This window comes from Polyangium spumosum (genome assembly GCF_009649845.1).
Classification (GTDB): domain Bacteria; phylum Myxococcota_A; class Polyangia; order Polyangiales; family Polyangiaceae; genus Polyangium; species Polyangium spumosum.
Map to the genome: position 1 here is coordinate 48,969 of NZ_WJIE01000005.1, position 20,145 is coordinate 69,113.

The 20,145-nt window shown below is 68.2% G+C and carries 16 protein-coding genes; 7 read left to right on the top strand and 9 right to left on the bottom strand.

From position 1 onward, the window contains the following. Positions 1-11: 11 nt before the first annotated feature. The 6 genes from GF068_RS17600 to GF068_RS17625 form a co-directional block, all read right to left on the bottom strand. Positions 12-3,161 (bottom strand): beta-propeller domain-containing protein, encoded by a 3,150-nt coding sequence (locus GF068_RS17600; protein ID WP_170319543.1) that lies wholly within the window; start codon positions 3,159-3,161, stop codon positions 12-14. Between the two features lie 291 nt (positions 3,162-3,452). Further along, a complete protein-coding gene (locus tag GF068_RS17605) occupies positions 3,453-4,898 on the bottom strand; it encodes a M23 family metallopeptidase (RefSeq protein ID WP_153820574.1) in 1,446 nt (481 codons plus the stop codon). A 57-nt stretch (positions 4,899-4,955) separates the two neighbouring features. After that, entirely contained in the window at positions 4,956-6,395 is a 1,440-nt protein-coding gene (locus GF068_RS17610) for a glycosyltransferase (RefSeq protein WP_153820575.1), read from the bottom strand. Positions 6,396-6,404: 9 nt separating this feature from the next. Then, positions 6,405-6,905, bottom strand: coding sequence for an adenylyl-sulfate kinase (locus tag GF068_RS17615; RefSeq protein ID WP_153820576.1), 501 nt, complete (start codon positions 6,903-6,905; stop codon positions 6,405-6,407). Continuing rightward, positions 6,902-8,005 (bottom strand): aminoglycoside phosphotransferase family protein, encoded by a 1,104-nt coding sequence (locus GF068_RS17620; protein ID WP_153820577.1) that lies wholly within the window; start codon positions 8,003-8,005, stop codon positions 6,902-6,904. The genes GF068_RS17615 and GF068_RS17620 overlap by 4 nt, the downstream gene beginning before the upstream one ends. Positions 8,006-8,012: 7 nt before the next feature. Then, the gene (locus GF068_RS17625) at positions 8,013-8,414 is read right to left on the bottom strand and encodes a CBS domain-containing protein (protein WP_240807022.1); all 402 of its coding nucleotides are present in this window, start codon (positions 8,412-8,414) and stop codon (positions 8,013-8,015) included. 281 nt (positions 8,415-8,695) lie between these two features. On the opposite strand from GF068_RS17625, the gene GF068_RS17630 reads away from it, so the two are divergent. The 6 genes from GF068_RS17630 (at position 8,696) to GF068_RS17655 (ending at position 16,077) form a co-directional block, all read left to right on the top strand. After that, the gene (locus tag GF068_RS17630; RefSeq protein ID WP_170319544.1) at positions 8,696-9,586 is read left to right on the top strand and encodes a PAS domain-containing protein; all 891 of its coding nucleotides are present in this window, start codon (positions 8,696-8,698) and stop codon (positions 9,584-9,586) included. A gap of 115 nt (positions 9,587-9,701) precedes the next feature. Further along, positions 9,702-10,022, top strand: a complete 321-nt coding sequence (locus tag GF068_RS17635; RefSeq protein ID WP_153820579.1) for a hypothetical protein — start codon at positions 9,702-9,704, stop codon at positions 10,020-10,022. A gap of 204 nt (positions 10,023-10,226) precedes the next feature. Then, complete coding sequence (locus tag GF068_RS17640; RefSeq protein WP_153820580.1) at positions 10,227-10,622, top strand: hypothetical protein; 396 nt, start codon at positions 10,227-10,229, stop codon at positions 10,620-10,622. 15 nt (positions 10,623-10,637) lie between these two features. Then, complete coding sequence (locus GF068_RS17645; protein ID WP_153820581.1) at positions 10,638-12,878, top strand: TOMM precursor leader peptide-binding protein; 2,241 nt, start codon at positions 10,638-10,640, stop codon at positions 12,876-12,878. Positions 12,879-12,904: 26 nt separating this feature from the next. Beyond that, on the top strand, positions 12,905-14,353 hold the full coding sequence (locus GF068_RS17650) for a SagB family peptide dehydrogenase (RefSeq protein ID WP_153820582.1): 1,449 nt from the start codon (positions 12,905-12,907) through the stop codon (positions 14,351-14,353). Further along, positions 14,350-16,077 carry a S53 family peptidase gene (locus GF068_RS17655; RefSeq protein ID WP_153820583.1) on the top strand — a complete coding sequence of 576 codons (1,728 nt, stop codon included), beginning with the start codon at positions 14,350-14,352 and terminating at the stop codon, positions 16,075-16,077. Before GF068_RS17650 ends, GF068_RS17655 begins: the two co-directional genes overlap by 4 nt. Here the strand turns inward: GF068_RS17655 and GF068_RS17660 are convergent. The 3 genes from GF068_RS17660 to GF068_RS17670 all read right to left on the bottom strand — a co-directional run bounded on the left by GF068_RS17660 (position 16,074) and on the right by GF068_RS17670 (position 18,799). After that, positions 16,074-17,531 (bottom strand): flavin-containing monooxygenase, encoded by a 1,458-nt coding sequence (locus GF068_RS17660; protein WP_153820584.1) that lies wholly within the window; start codon positions 17,529-17,531, stop codon positions 16,074-16,076. The two genes, GF068_RS17655 and GF068_RS17660, sit on opposite strands and share 4 nt — an antisense overlap. Positions 17,532-17,633: 102 nt before the next feature. Then, positions 17,634-18,020: a response regulator gene (locus GF068_RS17665; protein WP_153820585.1), complete on the bottom strand. Its 387-nt coding sequence runs from the start codon at positions 18,018-18,020 to the stop codon at positions 17,634-17,636. 41 nt (positions 18,021-18,061) lie between these two features. Next, positions 18,062-18,799 (bottom strand): VIT1/CCC1 transporter family protein, encoded by a 738-nt coding sequence (locus tag GF068_RS17670; protein WP_153820586.1) that lies wholly within the window; start codon positions 18,797-18,799, stop codon positions 18,062-18,064. A gap of 177 nt (positions 18,800-18,976) precedes the next feature. Here GF068_RS17670 and GF068_RS17675 point away from each other — a divergent pair, with 177 nt between their 5' ends. Beyond that, entirely contained in the window at positions 18,977-20,143 is a 1,167-nt protein-coding gene (locus GF068_RS17675) for a 4Fe-4S dicluster domain-containing protein (protein WP_153820587.1), read from the top strand. Positions 20,144-20,145 lie beyond the last annotated feature (2 nt).

Below are 20,145 nucleotides of genomic sequence, written 5' to 3' on the forward strand. Positions count from 1 at the left end.
GGGACCGACGATTACTGCAGGAGGTTCGAGTCGTTCTCGCCGATCTGGTAGACGCCGAGCCTGCCGGCCGCGGCGAGGATCTCGCCGTTGTGCGTGACGACCCCGCCGTTCCCGTAATAAACCGGGAAGAACGCCTGCGCCTTGATGTCCGCGGGATCCTCGGCGTTGATCATCAGCGTGCCGCCGGAGACCGACATGAACCAGCGGTGCGAGCTCACGCCTTGGAGCGGCACGTGGTAGCCGTCGATCGACGTCTCCGAAAGGACGTCGAAGCTCGGCTTGTTCCCGTTCTGCGGCGCCAGCATCGCAATGATGTTACCTTGATAAACCCAGGTCGAGAGCAGGTTGACGACGACCCGATCGTGGGCGGTGCTGTCGGCCAGCATCACGGTGAGGGCCTTGCCCACGAACTTCTTGTGCTTCTCGAGCTTGGCGCCATTGCCCGTCAGCTTGACCTGGGCGATGGCCTCCTCGTACCAGCGGCTTCCCCATTGACGGTCGCGGGTGAAGATCCGGTTGCCGAACGCGTCGATGGGTTGGCCGGGGATGTTGAAACTCCCGGCGAGGACGGGTGACGAGGGGTTCGTCAGGTCGTAACGACGGAGGAAGTTCTTCGTGTACGGACGCAGATCACCCGGCTTTTGCGCGTCGTTCTTGACGGTGATGTAGAGGTCGTCGCCGTTCGTGCGCGCGTCGGCGAACCAATCGGCCCCCGAGAGCTGGATCTTGTTCGGGACGACCTTCGGGTTCGCGGGATCCGAGAGGTCGACGATCTGGAACGAGGCATAGGTCGGGTTCCGGTGCGCCTCGCCCTCGTAGGTCTCCCAGGTCAGGTACGGCTCGATCCAGCTCGGCTCGACCGGCACGCACGTGGTCGCGGCGCCCACGTGAATCGTGCACCTGGCGAATCCGCCGGCGCAGTACTCCTGGCCGTTCTCAGGCGTCTGGCACTGGCGCTCACCCGTGTAGAACTCGCAGCCGTCCGCGTTCTTGTTGCAATACGTCGGCAGACCCTGGAGGTAGGCATCACGCCCCTGGTACAAGCCGATTTGCTCGTAGGCCCACTGCGTCTGCTGATAGACGAGCGCGTTGCTCGTCGCGTGGACGTTCCGGCCATAGGAGTTGGTCGGAGGCAACGCGGTCGTGACCAGCGTGCCCTTCGTCTGCGGGTTCAGCGGGTCGGTCAGGTCGAACACCTTGACCGTGGTCTCGTAGTTCGGCCACAACCACTTCGAATTCGTGGTGATGAGGTAGTTCCCCGCCGTGAAATGGGCCGCGTAGAGGGGGATCTCGAAGGTCGTGAGCGGCTCGGCGAGGTCGGCGTTCGCGTTCGCCGGGATGACCTCCACCCGCGCGCTCGCCGTGTTGTTGTAGTACCAGGAGTAGTATCCCTCGGGGTTGCGGATGCGGAGGCGGTAGTCGTCCCCCCACGGGATGATCTTCACGTAATCGGGCGCGAGGTCGATCTGCGAGAGCTGCGCGGGGTTGTCCACGTCCGCCTGATTGTGGAACGACATGACCGTGTCGGAGATGACCACGGCGTTGCTCGTCCCGCCGAGCGGGGTCGATCGACGCACGTTGTCCACGTGATCCAGCGTCCCCCGGCGCGTGAGCGTGCTGTTCGAGAACGTGAAGAGCTGGACGCCCGAGCGATAGATGTAGCTGTTGTTCTGGTACTTGTAGCCCGTGAAGGGCAACATGATGAGGCCCGTCTCGACCCCGGTCCCCGTCGGCGTCGGCACGGTGACCGCATTCTCGAGGATCTTGAACGCGCGGTGATCCCACTGGGCGTCGGAGAAGTTCCAGGTGCCGTCGTCCTCGGCCGTCTCGGCGCGGGCGATCAGCGGGTTCGGGTTCGTGAGGTTCGTGATGTCGTAGAGGCTCGCGGCCATCTTGCGGCCGTTCTGATCGTTCACGCCGATGCCGATGAGGCGCGTGCCGCTCGACACCGGGCGGAGGTAGTCGTTCCAGCCCGAGACGATGAACTCGCTCTCTTCATTGACGTTGCCATACGGGTCGATCGAGAAGCTGTGGAACGGATCGACCTGCTGGTAGGTGACGGCGAACGCCTTGTCGTTCATGAACACGGCGCCATAGAGCCGCTCGTTCACGCCGAAGCTCTCGGTGTCGACGGGGATCGGGTTGTCCTTGTCGGCCGCGTTCCAGGTCTGCAGATAACTCTGCTGGCCCACGCCGCCCCACATCGGGCCCGAGAAGACGCGGAGCTGGTCGTTGCGGAAGTCCATGTGGAACTGCGTGCGGACATAGCCGGACGTGGTGACCGAGCCGCGCAGCGACATCGCGCCGTTGATGTCGGAGATGTCGACGATCGAGACGACGCTCGTCGTCGGCCAGGACGACGTGCGACGCGCGACGAGCAGCGTGGTCCCCTCGCCCTGGATCGCGGTCACGTTGCCGCCGAGCTGGAGCTCGGTCATCGGGACCATCGACGTGGCGGACACGTCGAAGCTCTTGACCACGCTCTCGTTCTTGTACGTCCAGACGCCATTTTCGTTGATCCAGCCGTTCTGGAGCGCGGAGACGTAAAGCGAGTTCTTCGTCGAGCCGTTCGCGTAGCGGCTCGTCGAGATCTTCCCCGGGACGTTGTATTCGGAGATGAGCGTCGGAGCGAGGGGATTGCTGACGTCCACGAGGGCCACGAGGCCGCCGGCGCGCTCGCGCGCGATGAGCGTGTTCGGGTCCGCCTTGTAGCCGTACCACTCGTTCAGCAGCACCACGGCGACGTTGCCGTCCACGTACATCTCGACGGGCGTGCCGGAGATGGGCAACTTGCCGACGATCTGCGGGTTCGAGAGGTCGTTGTAGTCGACGACCTGCAGGCCACGGTAACGGTTCAGGTTGAGCAGATACCCGTTGCCCATGACGCGGTAGATATCCGCCTCCTCGAGCTCGCGATCGTCCTCCTCTTCCTCCTCTTCCTCCTCTTCTTCTTCCTCTTCCTCTTCTTCGCCCCAGTAGATGCTGACGAAGTCACCCGCGGTCAGGAAGGACGGCGTGTTCTTGACCTGAGCGCTGTCGTCAGCAGTCTTCTCCTCGTCGCCCGGGGCGCCGCTCACCGCGCATCCCGGCCCCACCAACAAGAGCAACGCGCCGAGCCATGCCGTGCCCGTCGCGATCCTTCTGCGCCAAAAGCCCATCATGTTCGCTCCGTTTCTTCCTTCATAAAGAATGAAGGAAAATGCGAACGCCATGATAGCTGGCCCCCGACGCAAGAGAAGGTAAAAACTGGCAACTCCGAACGCCCGGCGGGTTGACCGGAACCTCGTCCGAGCCCCAGCCACGTGTCCATGAACACAATCCAGCGTGCCGTTCCGCCGAGGATTTGCTCGGAAAGCAGGGCGCTGTCGAATTTCTCTTGAGCTGCGGGCCCACCTGTGCATTGACCCGCGGGCGAGCCCGAGGCCCGTTCTGTCGACAGCGGTCGACTCGGCTCAGAAGTGATGCGCGTCGATGAAATCGTGCGGGGCCAGGATCTGGTATCCGTTCAGGCTGCAACCATTGTTCGTGCCCTGAGCCGTGTACGACGCCGGCGCGTTCGCGAGGTCGGCGTGCCCGAGCCCGGGGACGCCGCCGGAGCCGTCGTATCCGCAGGCACCCCCGCCATTCAAGCCGGCGATCTTGTCGCAGAGGTTCTTCGGCGCGATGAAATAATGCAGGTGGGAGTTCGAGCCCTGGTCGAGGATCGTGCCGATCGGATCGCCGCGCTTCACGGTTTGTCCAGGCGATACCGTGCGCGTGGCCAGGTGGCCGTAGAAGGAGCACACGCTCGTGCCGTCCGGCATCGGGTGCTGGACGAGGATCACGTTCACGTAGGAGCTGCCGTTCGGCGCGGAGACCAGGACGACGCCGTCCGCCACCGAATACACGGGCGCGTTCGCCGCGCCGGCCTTGCCGATGTCCTCGGCGAGGTGCGCGCCGCCGTACACGTCCCAGTAATGCCCGAGGACCTGCCAGACCTGCCATCCCGCCCCGCCCGCGGGGCTCGTGCTCTTGTCGCCCACGGGGTATCCGAAGGCCCCGCCGACGGGCGGATTCGAGTTCGGGATCCCCGTGCCGCAGCAGCCGGCCTTGCAATCCCAGGTGATCATGCCCGAGCCATTGCAGGCGCCGTTGTTCCCGTCGTCGCACTTCGCGTCCGCCGCGCCGTAGTGGTTCGCGAGCACGCCGCACGAGGGGGTGCAGCACCGCACGCAATCACTCGTGGGCGTGCCCGTCCCCGCGCACCAGTTCTTGCTGCCGTCGTCGCAGGTGTACGTGCCGCCGGGCCAACCATTGGCCTGCGCGAGGTCGGCGCAGCTCGCCTGCCCGCCGCCCCCGCTGCCGCTCCCGCCCGGGTCCGTGCTGCCCTCGACGAGCGCCTGGACCTGGCATTGCGCGACGGGGTTACCGGGGTTGCCGCCGTTCTCCCCTTCGACGAAGGTGAAGGTCAAGGTGCCGGGATCGTATCCGTACACGGTGTACGTCCACGTATACGGACCGTTGCCCACCACGCCGCCCCATTGCGAGGCCGGGGCCCCCGGGCCCGTCACCTTCATGTTCACGTAGGCATACGGCGTCTGGTTCGTGTACGAGACGGTGAGGATCGGCGAGGTGATCGGATTGCTGTCGAACGCGAACCCCGGATCACACGGGAGCATCGGCAGGCTCCCGCCGCTGCCCGTCGCGCCGCCGGGCCCCACGCCCGACGAGGAAGAGGACGTCATTCCTCCCATACCGCCGACGCCGCCGAGCCCCGCGCCGCCCGAGCCAGGCCCCGCGGCGCCGCCTCCGCCTTCGCCTCCGCTCCCCGTGGAGGATGGCCCCGAGGAGGAGCACGCGAGCGGGATCATGGCGAGGAGAAAGAGGCCCGAGAGGGTGGTGCGTGAGGCGAGGCGCATGGCAAGGGCGAGACTATCGAAGGAGCCAATACGACGGAAGCATTTTCGAGAGCGGGCTCAGGCCGCGAGCATCCGCCCGATGATCTCGCCGTACTGGACGAGGTGCCGGACCCCGAGAAACCTGTCCCGCACGCGCGCGCGCGCCGCGGCGCCGAGGTGATCGGCGAGGGCAGGATCGGCGAGGATACGATGCAGCGCGTCGGCGAACGCCTCGTCATCTCCGGGATCGGGCAAGAGGACGCCGCTCACCCCGTCTTCGATCTGGTCCTGAATCCCGCCGACGGCGCTGGCGACGACGGGGCGCCCTTTCCACATGGCCTCCGTCACCGTGAGGCCGAAACCCTCGTGCAGGCTCTTCTGCACGACGACGGCCGCGTGCCGCTGCAGGGCATTGACGATCACCGCATTCTCCTCGACGTCCGCGGTCGGGAGCATCGCGAGGTGGATACGCGCGCGGATGGCGGCCGGCTGCTCACGAAATGCGCGGTAGACGTCCTCGAAGACGGCGGGGCCCTCCGGATCGTCGGCCACCGCGCGTACGTTCGGGCCCGCGAGCACGAGGTCCGCTTCGGGCAGGGCGTGGTTCTGGACCATGAGCGAAAACCCACGCAGCACGCCCGCCATGTCCTTCAGCGGATCCCAGCGGGACACCTGGACGACGAGCGGCGTCTCCCACGCGGACGCGCGCCCGAGCCGGATGACGTCGGCAAAGCGCTCCACGCGCCCCGGCGTGTTGTCACTGCGGAGGAAGGACTCGCGCGGCGACGGCGGCGGAGGCCCTTCGACGAGGCCCACGTGGACGAGGATCGAACGGACGGTGTCCTCGTCGAGCTCGACGTTTTTCGCCGAGAACGCGTCGATGCTCGGCTGGATGATCACCACGCGGCCGTCACGATAACGGTCCGGGACATACCGCTCGCGCGAAAAGATCAGGATCGGGACGCCGTCGAGGTACCGCTCCAGGAATCGCCAGCCGAGCTCGACGTCGGCATTGACGTCGTCCGCCCCGATATGGCACCGCCAGAGGACCCGCGCGCCCGCCGCGAGCAGCGAGGGCGCGAGCCCCGCGGTCTGCGGGTCGTGGAGCAGCACCACGTCGCCTCGACGGACGAGGCCGCGGAGCTCGACGGCGTTCTTGCAAAGGTTCGACGCATAAACGTGATGCTCGGCCTCGCCCAGAGGAGAACCATCGCCGCGCCCGCCGTGGAGGGCGTGGTGCAGGCGCTTGGTGAGATGGAAAAACTCGGGAGGACCGCCGATCGTCAACCATCGCACGTCGAGGCCCGCGCCGCGCGCATAACCGAGGAGCGAATGCAGCATCTCCGCCACGCCGCCGCCCACCGCGGTCGAGTTGACGTTCCAGACGACGGCGCCGGCCAGCCGCTCCTGGAGCCTACGCGCGAGGTTTCGCGCGTCCTCGACGGCGGCCTCGCCGAGGAGGGGCACGAAGCGCGTAAGCGAACGTATCTCCGAGGGGACCTCCTGAACGAGGGGCATGCGGCGACCTCAGGTGCACAGGCGGACGATTTTCCCCACCGCCTCCTCGTCATAACCGCCGAGCGCGACCACATCGGGCGCCTCCGGCGGCTCGTAGGGCACGTCGAAGCCGGGCAGCCCCGAGACCTTTCCCTCGCGCGCCGCCGCGTAAAGCCCCTTCGCGTCCCGCTCCGCGCAACGCTCGGCCGGGGCGCAGACGTAGACCTCGAAGAAGCGGGGCGCGACCGCGCGCGCCTTTTCACGGAACACGCGGAGGTGCGCCGTCGCCGGCACGATCACCACGTGCCCCTGGTGCGCCAGCAAGGCCGCGAGGTTCGAGAGCGTCTCGTAAAAATGCGCTCGCGCCTCCTCGTCGTACCCGGGCGGCGGGCGCATCGCCGCGCGCACCGCGTCTCCGTCGAGCAAGATGCTCGGCCTCTGCTCGTGCGAGAGCCGCCTCCACGCCCGCTCCGCCAGCGCCGATTTCCCGGACGAAGGCAGCCCCGTGATCCATACGACCGCGCCTTTCATGGAAACAGCCCCTCCGCTTCATCGGGATCAAAACGCGGCGCCTCGAGCACACGCTCGACGAACGAGAGGAGCGCGTCCCGCGTGCTCGCGTGGATCGACGGATACCACCGCGGATTGCAGAGCACGAGCGCGCGCCACGCGAAAAACGGCGCGGCCACGGCGAGGAGCTCGCGATCGCCCGTCACGTCGAGGTAGGTCCGGAAAAACGTGCGCCAGAGTGCCTGGAACGCGCCGCGCCACGAACCCGGCGACTCGAGCGCGAAAAATAAATAATTGATCGACAAACACGTGACGTCGTCCGCGGGGTCGCCGGCCGAGCCGCGGCTCGTATCGAGCAGCCGAGGCTCCCCCGCGCGGTCGAAGACCACGTTGAACGGATGGAAATCGCCGTGCGTCCGGCGCAGGCGCTCGGCGCGACCCTTGAGCTTCCACCGCCACGCGAGGCAGAGCCGCTCGATCCCCTGGAGCCTCTCGGGCGGCGCCATCGGCACGTCGTCCGGATACCCGTCGACGAGCCCGAAGATCCCCTCGCCGTGGCCCACGAGGTCCCGGATCGCGCGCCGGTAGACCGCGGGGGCGTCCTGCCGGACCGCGTGGATCTCCGCGCAGGACCGCGCGAGCGCCTCGCAGCGGCCGAGGTCCCGATCGGTGAGGGCGCGATCGCGGGCGATCCGCCGCAGATCGTCGGCGTAGACGTGCCCCTCGACGTATTCGGTGACGAGGTAAAACTCGCCGCTCTCGCGGAGCGATACGAGGCGGCCGCCCTCGAGGACCGCGCCGACGTCGAGCGCGCGCACGTGCCGCGGGATCCTCGCGAAGCTATCGAAGGCGAGGAGCATGTTCGAGGCCCGGTCGGCGCGCCGGTCGTGCCCGAATTCGTCCGGCCCGGCGGTGTGCAGGCAGAGGTCGCTCAACGCGCCGTCCGGCCTCTGCACGCGGATCCGCAGAGGCACGCCATATCCGATCGCCTTGCCGGTCGCCCCGCCGTCCTCGTCCTCGTCGGGGCCGAGGCGCGAGACGCGCAGCACGGCCGCCCCCGGCATCACGGAGGCGACGAGCTCGCTGATCTCGTCCTCGATCGTGGGCGGCCTCGCGGTCATCACTTCCTCATTTCCCGCCGAGCGCGTCTGCGAGGGCCCGCAGCGCGTCGGTCGTCGTGAACACGCCGACGACGTGGCCTTCCCGCATCACGACGGCCGAGCCGTAGCGGTGCTCCGCCATCTCGCGCGCCACGGCCCCGAGCGAGGCGTCCGGGGCGATCGTGTACGGCAGCGGGGTCATCGCCTCCTCGACCGTGACCTTCGCCGAATCCACGTCGCGGAGCGCTTCGACGAACGCGAGGTCCCGCTCCGACAGAATGCCGACGAGCCTGCCTCCTCGAAGGACGGGCAGGTGGCGAATGTCGTGCTCTCGCATGAGCTTGTGCGCCTGGACGAGCGTCTGGTCGAAGCCGATCGAGTGGGGGCTCCGGGTCATGTAGTCGGCGACGGTGGGGTTCTTCGTGGTCATGGGGTCCTCGGGGGCGAAGCGGTAGCAAGACCGTGGCCAGCCGTGTTCGTGTGGCGGATCTTGACCGATCGCCGCCGATGAGGCGCGAAAAATGCGCCACGGCGCAGTTCGTGCGCCGCGGGGCGCGGTGGGGGCCGGCGCCAAGCGGGGCTGCCGCCACGAACGTCTCCGCTCCGATTGAGGGAGGATTGAACCGACACCCGGGTCGGATCTATCATCACAGCGGGGGAGCGTGCGCTTGGGCGCGCCGCGCGGTTCGCGCCGAGGGGAGAAAAAATACAATGGGAGAGCAAGCGTTCAGCGCCGAGGCGCTTCGGTCCGACGTGGGGGAGCTACGGACGCGCCTGCAGGAAGCCGAGATGCGCAGCAGCACGCTCCGGGATCTCATCGACTACGTGCCCGGGGTCGTCTGGGAGAGCTGGTTCGTCGAGGATCCGAGCCGCGGCCGCGTGGGCTTCGTGAGCGGGCAAATCCAGACGATGACGGGCTATACGAAGGAGGAGTGGCTCGCGAGGCCGAGCCTCTGGTTCGATCTCGTGCACCCGGAGGACAAAGAGGAGGCGGCCCTCGGCAACCAGCTCCTCGAACGCGACGGCCGCTCCGTCCTGCGATACCGCTGGGTCCGCAAGGATGGCGGGATCCTCTGGGTCGAGGCCCAGACGGTATGCGTGCCCGAGGAAGACGGGCGCACCGTGGGGCTGCGGGGGATCATCATGGACGTCACCGACACCGTACGCGCCCAGCAGGATCGCGCCGACGCCCTCCTTCAACAGGAGGCGCTGCGCGCGAAAGAGGCGACGCTCCTCGAGCTCTCCACGCCCCTCATCCCCGTGAGTGACGAGGTGATGGTCATGCCGCTCGTCGGAGCGCTCGATCCGGCGCGGGCGGAGCGGGCGATCTCGGTGTTGCTCGATGGTATGGCGCGGAGCGGGGCGCGGGTGGCGATCCTCGATATCACCGGCGTCCCGCGCGTCGACGCCGAGGTGGCCGACGCGCTCGTGCGGGCCGCGCGTTCGGTCGTATTGCTCGGCGCCGAGCCGATGCTCACGGGCATCCGCCCGGAGGTGGCGCAGACGCTCGTCTCGCTGGGAATCGACCTCTCGGGGATCAGCACGCACAGCACCCTGCAAACGGGCGTCGCCCGCGCGATGCGCCGCGCCCGGGTGGGGTGAATACGAGAATAGGTTACATTACGTAATGGGCTCGGCGCGCAAAGCAAGATCCCGCCACGAACTCGTCTGGTCCAAACCGATGGAAAATGAGACAGTTTGGGGTTCGAGGTGCATCATGAAGCAGCAGCACACGCTCAACAAGGTGCAGTGGGGGTTCCTCGTCGCGCATGCCTGGTCGGAGGCGTCCTTCCGAAAGCAGCTCGAGGAGGATCCTTCGGGCACGATCCAGCGCTTCGCCCAGCAGCAATTCGGCCTGGAGCTCGCGCACGACGTCGTGCTCCCGATGGACCTGCCGCTGCCGCCGATGGATCTCGGCTTCGAGGATCTCACCCAGGGGATGGGGCTCAACGCGGCGCCCGGCACGGGGACCGGCAGCGGGACGGCGAGCGGGACGGCCACCGCGGGGGAGGTTCGTATGGAGGCGAAAAGCAACTGATTGACGCGCAGCTCCATGCTCGTTCGTCCATACTCCGCACAGACGGCGCGTCCTCGAGCACGCTGACGACAGAACCTATGCAGTGCACCCTCCGGCTCGATGAGCCCGTAATGCCATTATGCCCGAGGCGTGCAGAGCACGATTTTGTCGGTGGTCCGACTTGCAAATTCGCCCATACCATGAGACACACACTTGAGGTGCATCATGGAGAAGACGGACAATTTGAACAAGGTGCAGTGGGGCTTCCTCGTCGCGCACGCGTGGTCGGAGGGTTCGTTCCGTAAGCAACTCGAAGACGACCCTTCGGGCACGATCAAAAGCTTCGCCAAGCAGCACTTCGGCCTGGAGATCGCGCACGACGTCGCGCTCCCGATGGACTTGCCGATGCCGCCGGCGGATCTCGGCGTCGAGGCGCTCACCCTGGGGACAGGGCAGCACGCGGCGCCTGGCACCGCGAGCGGCACCGCCACCGCGCCTGGCACCGCGAGCGGCACCGCCACCGCGCCCGGCACCGCGAGCGGCACCGCCACCGCGCCTGGCACCGCGAGCGGCACCGCCACCGCGGGGGGTGAGGTTCATAAGGACACGAAGAGCAACTGATCGACGCGCAGCTTCATGCTCGCTCGCCCGCGTTTCAAACGTTCCTTTCGCGTCGAGACCATCGAAGGCGAGGGCGTCTACCTCCTCTGGGAAGGAGGTAGCCACGTCCTGCACGGCCGCACCCATCAGGTGCTCGCGCCACTCCTGGACGGCAAGCTGACCGAACAGGAGATTTGCGAGCGCCTCCTGGAGCACGTCTCCCCGGCGGAGGTCTTTTACGCCATCACCATGCTCCGCAGAGGCGGCTTCGTCACGAATGACGAGGCCGATATGCCCCCCGCGGAGGCCGCCTTCTGGGACGGCCTCGACATCGAGCCCGCGCAGGCCCGCGAGCGCCTGCGTCGGGCCCGCGTCGCCCTCGTCGCCCTCGGCGACGTGGAGACGACGCCGGTCGTCGAGGCCCTCGACGAGCTCGGGATCACGACGAGCGACGAGGGGGACCTGCCCATCGTCCTCGTGGACGATTACCTGCGCCCCGCGCTCGAATCCTTCAACCAGGCCAGGCTCGAAGACGGAAAACCGTGGCTCCTCGCTCGACCGAGCGGGAGCGAAGGCTGGCTCGGGCCGCTTTTCGTTCCCGGACAAACCGGGTGCTGGCGCTGCCTCGCCCATCGACTGGAGGGACATCGCCGCGTCGAGCGATATCTCGAGCGCCGCACCGGCAAGCCCGTCCATCCGCCCGCCCTCTGCGCCCTGCCCTCCACGCGCCGCGCCCTCGCCTCCGCGATCGCCACGGCCGTCGCGCGCTGGGCCGCGCTCGGCGGGATCCCGTCGCTCGAAGGTCGGGTCGTCACGCTCGGCACGACCACGTTCGAGAGCCACACGCATTCGCTCACGCGTCGCCCCCAGTGCCCGGCTTGTGGGGATCCCGCGACGGTCACGCGCGCGCAAGAGCTCCCCGTCCTCCTCGAACCCACGCCCCGGATCTATTCGGCGGACGGCGGCTTCCGGCAGGCGACGCCCGAGGAGACGTTCGAGCGCCTCTCCCTTCACCTGAGCCCCATCACGGGTATCGTGAGCCGCCTGCGCCGCACGGTGCGCCCCGAGGACGATCCACGGCTCGTCTTCTCGTATTCGACCGACCACAACTTCGCCCAGCTCGCGCACGACCTCTCCTCGCTCCGCAGCACGCTGCGTAGCCTCTCCGGGGGCAAGGGTCGGACGGACATCCAGGCGAAGACCGGCGCGATCTGCGAGTCGATCGAGCGGTATGCGGGGGTCTTCCAGGGCGACGAGGCGCGCGTCCGGAGGAACTCGAAGGAGCTCGGCGAAGAGGCGCTCGATCCCGTCCTCTTGATGGGATACAGCCCTCGTCAATACGCCGAGCGGGACCGCTGGAATCGGCACGGCGAGATGTGCACCTGGGTGCCCGAGCCCTTCGATCCGGCGCGGAGCATCGAATGGAGCCCGGTCTGGTCTCTGACCGAGGAGCGGCGGCGCTTCGTGCCCACTGCGTTCTGTTATTATGGCTATCCATTCCGTGAGGGCCCGCTGTTCACGCGGGCGGACTCCAACGGATGCGCCGCGGGCAATACGCGCGCCGAGGCCGTGCTCCAGGGGTTTTTCGAGCTCGTGGAGCGCGACGCCGTCGCCCTCTGGTGGTACAACCGCCTGCGCGCGCCGGGGGTGGATCTCGGGAGCTTCGAGGAGCCGTACCTCCTCGAGACCGCCCGGCACTGGCGCGCCCGAGGGCGCGAGCTCTGGGCCCTCGACCTGACGAGTGATCTGGGCATCCCCACGTTCGCGGCGCTCTCCCGGCAGGTGGAGGGGCCGTTTCAATCGATCGTCTTCGGGTTCGGCGCGCACCTCGACGCTCGGCTGGCCTTGCTCCGCGCGGTCACCGAGCACAACCAGCTCTTGCCGTTCGTCTTCACGGGCGACCCGGACAAACCCTCGCCGGGTGGGCAGATCGTCGATTGGCTGCGGCAGGCGACGGTGGAGTCCGAGCCTTACCTCCGGCCGAGCGGCGCGGCGCCGCGCACGCCGCGTGATTTCGCGCCCTCCGCCTTCGAGGACCTCCGGGAGGCCGTGGCGCATTGCGTGGAGATCGCCAGAGGCCGCGGGCTCGAGACCCTGGTGCTCGATCAGACGCGGCCCGACACGGACCTCGTGGTGGTGAAGGTGATCGTGCCGGGGCTCCGTCATTTCTGGGCCCGCCTCGGCCCCGGGAGGCTCTACGAGGTGCCCGTGGCCATGGGCCTGCGAAGCGCGCCCCTCCCCGAAGAAGCAATGAATCCCCACTCGATGTTCATCTAGCGAGCGAGCCGCGAGAGACGTTTTTCATGATGGAACCGTGGCGAAAAAGGCTCGTCCTCCGCCTGCGCGAGGGGGTCGCTCTTGGCCGGGACGAGGCCGGCGGCGCTTACCTCGCATCGCCCTCGCTGCCCGCGATGTCGCTCGGAGCGCTGCCGCCGGTTTTGCTCCCCGCGTTCGAACGTCTGGGCGCCGAGGGCGGTACGGTCGAGGCGCTGGCCGAAGAGGTCGCCGAGCAGGGCGGGCCCCTCCTGGTCGCGACGTTGCTCCACCACCTCCGCCGCATGGAGCAGCTCGCGCTCCTCGCGTATGCCGTGCGCGACGGCGGCGCGACGATATCGATCCTGCAACCGATCTCGCCCTGGTTCTCGCTGGGCAGCGGCGAGACGCCCCCCGCACGTCGCCATGTGCTCTCCCGATTCGCCTATCAGCGCCGCGTCGGCGCGGGCCTCGTGCTGGAATCACCCCGCTGTCACGCGCTCCTGCGAATCGAGGACGCCCGGGCCGCGGCCCTTTGTTTTGCGCTCGCCCGTCCGACCGCGCCCGCGGCCCTGACCGTGCCCGGAGCGAGCCCCGAGGCGACCACCACCCTCGTCGGCCTCCTCGTCGCGGCGGGGTTTTTGCTCCCGGTCGACGAGGATGACCACACCGAGGAAGATCGCGCATTCGAGCTCGCGAGCTGGTCCTTCCACGACCTCGTCTTCCACGCCCGCAGCCGCCCGGGCCGCCACGCCTCGCCCTGCGGCAAGACCTTCCCCTTCCGCGGCCGCGTCCCGCCGCCTCCTGCCCTCCGCCCCCCTCCCGCCGCGGCCGATCCTCCCATTGCATTACATCGCCCGAACCTCGACGCTCTCGTTCGCGACGACCGCCCCTTCACCGCCGTGCTCGAGGGCAGGCGCACCGTGTACGCCCAGGGGCGGGAGCCCATTTCGGTGGAGCAGCTCGGCGAGTTCTTGTATCGGTCCGCGCGGGTGCGCGCGTTTTTCCCCGCGACGCCCGAGACCGGCTACGACATCACCTCGCGCCCCTCCCCCGCCGGCGGCGCCTGCCACGACCTCGAAGTCTACCTCGCCGTCGATCGCTGCGGGGGCCTGGAGCCGGGCCTTTACCATTACGACCCCGCCGCCCACGCCCTCGCACGCGTCCAGGGGCGCACGCCCGAGGTCGCGGCCCTCCTCCAAGGCGCCGCGCAGGCGACGATCGGCGGCCGGCTCCCCCAGGTGCTCGTCTGCCTGGCCAGCCGCTTCCAGCGCGTGTCCTGGAGCTACGAGGGCATCTCTTATGCGATCACCCTCAAGAACGCGGGCGTCCTTTACCAGACGTTTTACCTGGTCGCGACCGCGATGAACCTCGCCTGCAATGGCGTCGGGCGGGGGGACTCCGACCTCTTCTGCAAGGCCGCCGGCACCGATTATCACGCCGAGACGACCGTGGGCGAATTCGCGCTCGGCAGCCGCCTCGAAGGAGATGAGAAATGAGCCGTGATCGCGTCGACATCGAGGGCAGCGCGAGGCCCGCCATCTTCGGCGCCGTATCCCGGGGCGACGTCTCCCCCGACGAAATCGTGACCGCCGTGCTTTTGCTGCGCACCCCGAGAGGCGCGCCTCCGCTCGTCGAGACGGCCCGGGACGTCGTCCGGACCCGCGAGCCCTGGTCACACGAGCGTTATGCGGCCACCTATGGGGCGAGCCCGGACGATCTCGCGCGTATCGAGGCGTTCGCCCGCGAATGGGATCTCTCGGTGGTCGAGGTCCATCGCCCCTCTCGGGCGGTGACGCTCCGGGGGACTGCGAGGGCTTTCATGGCGGCCTTCGGCGTGAAGCTCGAGCGCCACGTCTACAAGGGGGAGGTCGACGTCACCCACGACGCGCCCTTCTCCGTCCCCGCGAGCCTGGGGGGCGTGATCGTCTGGGTCTTCTTGCCTCGCCGTACGCCGCTCGCGAGCGAGAGCCCGCCGCCGCGGAGGTCCATCGAGCCCCCTCCCGCTCCGCCCACGAATGACCATGACAAACCATGGCGCTCGCATCCTCCCACGCGTTTCGCCGAGCTCTACGATTTTCCGGCCGAGCTGACCGGAGAAGGCGTTTGTCTCGGTGTACTGTCGCTTTATGGTGGATTCTCCACGGACGACATGCAGGTCTTCTTCGAGGGCCTCGGCATGCGGGCACCGGAGATCCTCACGGTGGGCCCGAACCGCTGGGCGACCGGGCAGGACGCCTGGGCGAACTTCGAGATCACCATGGACGCGCAGATCGCCTTCTCCTGCGCGCCCGGGGTGCGCCCGGTGGTTTATTTCTCCGGGGCGACGGGGAACGACGACACCACCGTCCACAGCTACTTCCAGCTCTTCAACGCCGCGCTCTTCGATACCGAGAATCGCCCCGCCGTGCTCACGCTGAGCGCCGGGCTGCCCGAGGACCTGCCCGGCGTGTGGACCCGGGCCGAGGTCGAGCGGGTCGACGAGCTCTTCATCATCGCCGCCATTCTCGGGATCACTGTCTGCCTGCCCTCGGGCGACTCCGGATCCATTTTCCCCATGGCCCAGGGCATGTTCTCGGCGCCCTCGCTCGTCTATTTCCCAGGATCGAGCCCCTGGGCCCTCTGCTGCGGGGGCACGACGCTCGTCCTCGACGGGCGCGGCGAGCCAAAGGACGAGGTGGTCTGGAATCGCCTCGCCGACACCATGTTCCTCGCGTATGGCAGCGCCGGCCGGCTCGCCCACCTCGGCAGCTCGAGCGGCGGCGTGAGCCTTTATTTCGAGCGCCCCGAATGGCAGTCCCGGGCCTCCGTGCCCGCGCGGACCCTCGCCACGTTCCGCGACTGGGTCTTCACCGAGCCGGCGCACGCCTTCGCCGGCCGCGGCTGCCCCGACGTCGCGGCCCACGCCGATTTCCTCGAAGGATACCGAATCTTCGTGGACGGCGCGTATCGATATGGCGGCGGCTCGAGCGCGTCCACGCCCCTCATCGCGGCGCTCGTCGCCCGCCTCTGCCAGGGCGTGGGCAGGCGCCTCGGCTTCTTGAACCCGCTCCTCTATCGATTGCAGCTCGACGAGGGGGCGGACGTGTTCCGCCCGATCGTCTCCGGCAACAACGGCGGATATTCCGCTTCACCGGAGGCGCGCTGGAACGCCTGCACCGGGCTCGGCTCGCCTCGCGGGCGAGCGCTGCTCGAAGCGCTACGCGAAGCGTATGGCGCCTAGTTCGTTCCGACAAACTCCATCGTGCCGTCGTCGACCTCGCCGAACCGCAAAGCGGCGATGTCCGCCAGGTAATTCTGGTTGACCTTCCACGGCTTCTTCGATCCCTGCTTGGGGAAGGCGCCGATCGCGCGCTGCACGTAGCCCGAGCTGAAGTTGATCAAGGGCAGCTCCTCCACCTCGGCGGCGTCACGGCGCGGCATGCAGCGGCGCGCGCCGATCGCGTCCATGTGGTTCAGGAGGCGACACACGTATTCGCTGACGAGGTCGGCCTTCAGGGTCCACGACGCGTTCGTGTACCCGAACGCGCACGCCAGGTTCGGCACGTCGCTGAACATCACGCCCTTGTAGCTGAGGAGCTTCGTCGGCTCGACGCGGCGGCCGTCCACCTCGAGCTCCACGCCGCCGAGGAAGAGGAGCCTGAGCCCCGTCGCCATGACCACGAGGTCCGCCTCGAGCTCCTCTCCCGAGGCGAGCCGGAGCCCCGTCTCGATGAAGGTCTCGATATGGTCGGTGACCACCGAAGCCTTGCCCGACTTCACCGCCTCGAAGAGATCGCCGTCCGGCACCACGCAAACGCGCTGATCCCAGGGGTTGTACCGAGGCTTGAAATGGGCGTCGACGTCGTAGCCGGGCCCGAGGTGCTCGCGCACGAGGTCGACGAGGCGCCTCTTCACGCCCTCCGGCCGCCGCCGGGCGAGCTGATAAAAGAACATGCCCAGAGCCACGTTTTTCCAGCGCGTGATGTCATGAGCGACCTGCGCAGGCAGCCGCTCGTGCAGCCAGCGCGCGATCACGTCCTGGGACGGCATCGAGACCACGTAGGTGGGGGAGCGCTGGAGCATCACCACGTGCGCGGCCTCCTTCGCGAGCTCCGGCACGAGGGTGACGGCCGTGGCGCCGCTGCCGATCACGACCACGCGTTTCCCGCGATGATCGACGTCCTCCGTCCAGAACTGCGGGTGAACGATGCGCCCCTCGAAACGATCGGTGCCCCGCAGATCGGGGGTGTAGCCCTTCTCGTAATCGTAATAGCCGCTGCACATGTGCAGGAAGTTGCAGGTGAAGTGGACGAGCTCCTTCGACGGGCCGCGCTCGACCTCCACCGTCCACGCCGCGCGATCGCTCGACCACGTCGCGCGCTTGACCCGACAGCCGAACCGGATCTTCGATTCAATCGCGCGCTCGCGGGCCGTCTCGCGGATGTATTCGAGGATCGAAGGGCCATCCGCGATGGCCTTCCGGTCCTTCCACGGCTTGAACGAATAACCGAGCGTGTACATGTCGGAGTCGGACCGGACGCCCGGATAACGAAAGAGATCCCAGGTCCCGCCGATGGCCTCACGTCCTTCGAGGATCACGAAGGTCTTGCCCGGGCATCGGGCCTCGAGGTGACAGGCCGCCCCGATCCCCGACAACCCTGCACCGACGACGATCACATCAAAATGTTCGGCCATCTCCGCACCTGCTCCGTCGACCTACGAACGGCCCCCACGGTAGCAGGATACGTCGAGGCTGGCGAGCCGGCGGCCTCGCGGCGCGATCAAAAGCGGCGACCCTCACCCCGGAGGCGCCGGGCGCCGCAGGTGACGCTCGACCGTCTTGACCAGCCGGTCGATATCAAAAGGCTTTCCGACCCACCCCTCTGCGCCGGTCTCGGCCGCGCGCCGCGGGGCGCTCTCGACCGCCGTCACCACCACGATGGGCGCCCGATCGGGGTAACGCGCCATGAGCAGCTCGACGAACATCCGGCCGTCCATCACCGGCATTTTGATGTCGAGCAGGATGAGGTCGGGCATGCGCTGGTCGATCAGACGCAAGCCCTCGACGCCGTCGCGCGCGCTCTCGACGGCATACCCCTCCTCCTGCAGGAGGTCGGACATGAGCACGCGGAGATCCGCCTCGTCCTCGATCACGAGCACGCGACCGCGACGACCTCCGGCCATCACCTCCTCCCGGGCCCTGGTTCCCACACCTGCAACGTGCTTCAAGGACGAACTTCGAGCAATGCCCCCACGGCATAACCGACGAGGGCGGTCGCCATACCGATGGCCGCGAGCTCGAGGCCGCTCCTCGAGCGCCGCCCCGTCGTGACGTGGCCCTTGTACACGCCGACCGCGAACAACGAGAGCGCAGAAACGAGCACCGCGACGATCATCCCGAGCCGAACGGGCAGGAGGAAGAAGGGCACGAGCGGCAGCAGCGAGCCCACGATCGACGAGAGCCCCACGACGAGGGAGGCGCGCAGCGCTCGCCCGCGATCGACGGGCGCGAGCTTGTGCTCCTCGGCCATCATGACCGCGACCCACACGTCTCGATTCGACGTGATGGTCGCGACGACCTTCTCGAGCATCTCGCCCTCGAAGCCCTTGCCTCGATAGATTTCGCGAATTTCCTCGCGCTCCAGCGCGGGGATGTCGCGGATATGGCGCAGCTCCCGCGCGCGCTCGCTCTCGTAGACCTCGGCCCGGGCCATCGTCGAGGTGTAGGCGACCGCGGCCATCGACAGGGATTCGGCGAACGCGGCCGCGAGGCCGGCGACCAGCACCACGCGCGCCGAGCTCGTCGCGGCCGCGACGCCGAGGACCACGCCGAGCACATTGACGAGCCCGTCCTGCCCGCCGAGCACGACATCCGAGATGCCCTCCCCGCGACGGTGCGGATCCCCGAGCGCGCGCGCCTCGATATCCTCTCGCGTGGCGTCCTCCTGAACATCGGGCGGCATTGGCACCCCATCAGCGAGCGCCGTGCCAGTTCCGCCTCGGTCGTTCGCCCGGCCGGCGCGGGACGTTCGTTTTCTCTATTGTCCGGGCCCGCGAGGAGAGGTACACCATTTGCCAGGGCCGCTCCTCGCGCCTCTCGACCTCGCCGCCGTATGCCGACCCCCGACGCCGCCCCCGCAATGCTTGCGCCCGACCGCGCAGAACCTGCGCCTGCCGGGCGTTCGCCCTGGATCCTCGGGGCCTCCGATCTCGATGTGCTCGTCCAGGCGCTCGCGGGCCTGGGTTACCGTGTGCTCGGGCCCGTCGCGCGGGATGGCGGCATCGTGATCGACGAGGTGCGGCGCGCGGCGGACCTGCCCGTCGGCCTCGAAGACGTCCAGGCGCCTGGCCGCTTTCGCCTCGAGCGCCGCGACCACGGCGCCTATTTCGCATTCACCGTCGGGCACGTTTCCTGGAAGCAGACCTTCCACGTGCCCGTCGAGCGCCTGTTCCAGGTGCGGCGCAGCAAGGAGGGGTTTTCCGTGATCCCCGAGCCGATGCCGCACCAGCGCGTGGCATTGCTCGGCGCGCGCGCCTGCGACCTGCACGCGATCGCCATCCAGGACCGGATCCTCATGCAGGGCGCCCACGCCGATCCGCGGTATGCGGCGCGGCGGAGCGACGTCTTCGTGGTCGCGGTGAACTGTATTCGCGCCGGCAATACCTGTTTTTGCGTCTCCATGGGGACCGGCCCGCGCGCCGAGCGGGGGTTCGATCTCGCCCTCACCGAGCTGCTCGACGCGGGCGAGCACCGCTTCCTCGTCGAGGTCGGCAGCGACGCGGGCGCCGCGGTCGTCGCGGGTATGCCCGTTCGTCCGGCCACACCCGAGGAGGCGGACGCGGCGGCGCGGGTCTCCGCGCGCACCGCCTCCTCGATGGGCCGCGAGCTCGATACGGACGGGCTGAAGGAGCGCCTCCAGCAGAACCTCGAGCATCCGCGGTGGGACGAGGTCGCCGAGCGTTGCCTCGCCTGCACCAATTGCACGCTGGTTTGTCCGACCTGCTTCTGCACCGACGTCGAGGACACGACCGATCTCACGGGCGAGACCGCCGAGCGCACGAAGCGCCTCGACTCCTGCTTCACGATGGGTTTTTCCCACGTGCACGGCGGATCGGTCCGCAGCTCGATCAAGGCGCGTTATCGCCAGTGGCTCACCCACAAGCTCGCGAGCTGGCACGATCAGTTCGGCTCCTCGGGCTGCGTGGGCTGCGGGCGCTGCATCACCTGGTGCCCGGTCGGAATCGATATCACGGAGGAGGCCGCCGCCGTCGGGCGGCCGGAGCAAAGGCCGGAGACGGACGGCTGAAC

What these genes read in the sequence shown, in the direction of transcription:
- GF068_RS17635 (WP_153820579.1), top strand. Translation starts at nt 9,702, where the DNA reads ATGAAGCAGCAGCACACGCTCAACAAGGTGCAGTGGGGGTTCCTCGTC.
- GF068_RS17600 (WP_170319543.1), bottom strand. Translation starts at nt 3,161, where the DNA reads ATGATGGGCTTTTGGCGCAGAAGGATCGCGACGGGCACGGCATGGCTC.
- GF068_RS17605 (WP_153820574.1), bottom strand. Translation starts at nt 4,898, where the DNA reads ATGCGCCTCGCCTCACGCACCACCCTCTCGGGCCTCTTTCTCCTCGCC.
- GF068_RS17660 (WP_153820584.1), bottom strand. Translation starts at nt 17,531, where the DNA reads ATGGCCGAACATTTTGATGTGATCGTCGTCGGTGCAGGGTTGTCGGGG.
- GF068_RS17615 (WP_153820576.1), bottom strand. Translation starts at nt 6,905, where the DNA reads ATGAAAGGCGCGGTCGTATGGATCACGGGGCTGCCTTCGTCCGGGAAA.
- GF068_RS17640 (WP_153820580.1), top strand. Translation starts at nt 10,227, where the DNA reads ATGGAGAAGACGGACAATTTGAACAAGGTGCAGTGGGGCTTCCTCGTC.
- GF068_RS17610 (WP_153820575.1), bottom strand. Translation starts at nt 6,395, where the DNA reads ATGCCCCTCGTTCAGGAGGTCCCCTCGGAGATACGTTCGCTTACGCGC.
- GF068_RS17620 (WP_153820577.1), bottom strand. Translation starts at nt 8,005, where the DNA reads ATGACCGCGAGGCCGCCCACGATCGAGGACGAGATCAGCGAGCTCGTC.
- GF068_RS17625 (WP_240807022.1), bottom strand. Translation starts at nt 8,414, where the DNA reads ATGACCACGAAGAACCCCACCGTCGCCGACTACATGACCCGGAGCCCC.
- GF068_RS17630 (WP_170319544.1), top strand. Translation starts at nt 8,696, where the DNA reads ATGGGAGAGCAAGCGTTCAGCGCCGAGGCGCTTCGGTCCGACGTGGGG.
- GF068_RS17650 (WP_153820582.1), top strand. Translation starts at nt 12,905, where the DNA reads ATGATGGAACCGTGGCGAAAAAGGCTCGTCCTCCGCCTGCGCGAGGGG.
- GF068_RS17665 (WP_153820585.1), bottom strand. Translation starts at nt 18,020, where the DNA reads ATGGCCGGAGGTCGTCGCGGTCGCGTGCTCGTGATCGAGGACGAGGCG.
- GF068_RS17670 (WP_153820586.1), bottom strand. Translation starts at nt 18,799, where the DNA reads ATGCCGCCCGATGTTCAGGAGGACGCCACGCGAGAGGATATCGAGGCG.
- GF068_RS17645 (WP_153820581.1), top strand. Translation starts at nt 10,638, where the DNA reads ATGCTCGCTCGCCCGCGTTTCAAACGTTCCTTTCGCGTCGAGACCATC.
- GF068_RS17675 (WP_153820587.1), top strand. Translation starts at nt 18,977, where the DNA reads ATGCTTGCGCCCGACCGCGCAGAACCTGCGCCTGCCGGGCGTTCGCCC.
- GF068_RS17655 (WP_153820583.1), top strand. Translation starts at nt 14,350, where the DNA reads ATGAGCCGTGATCGCGTCGACATCGAGGGCAGCGCGAGGCCCGCCATC.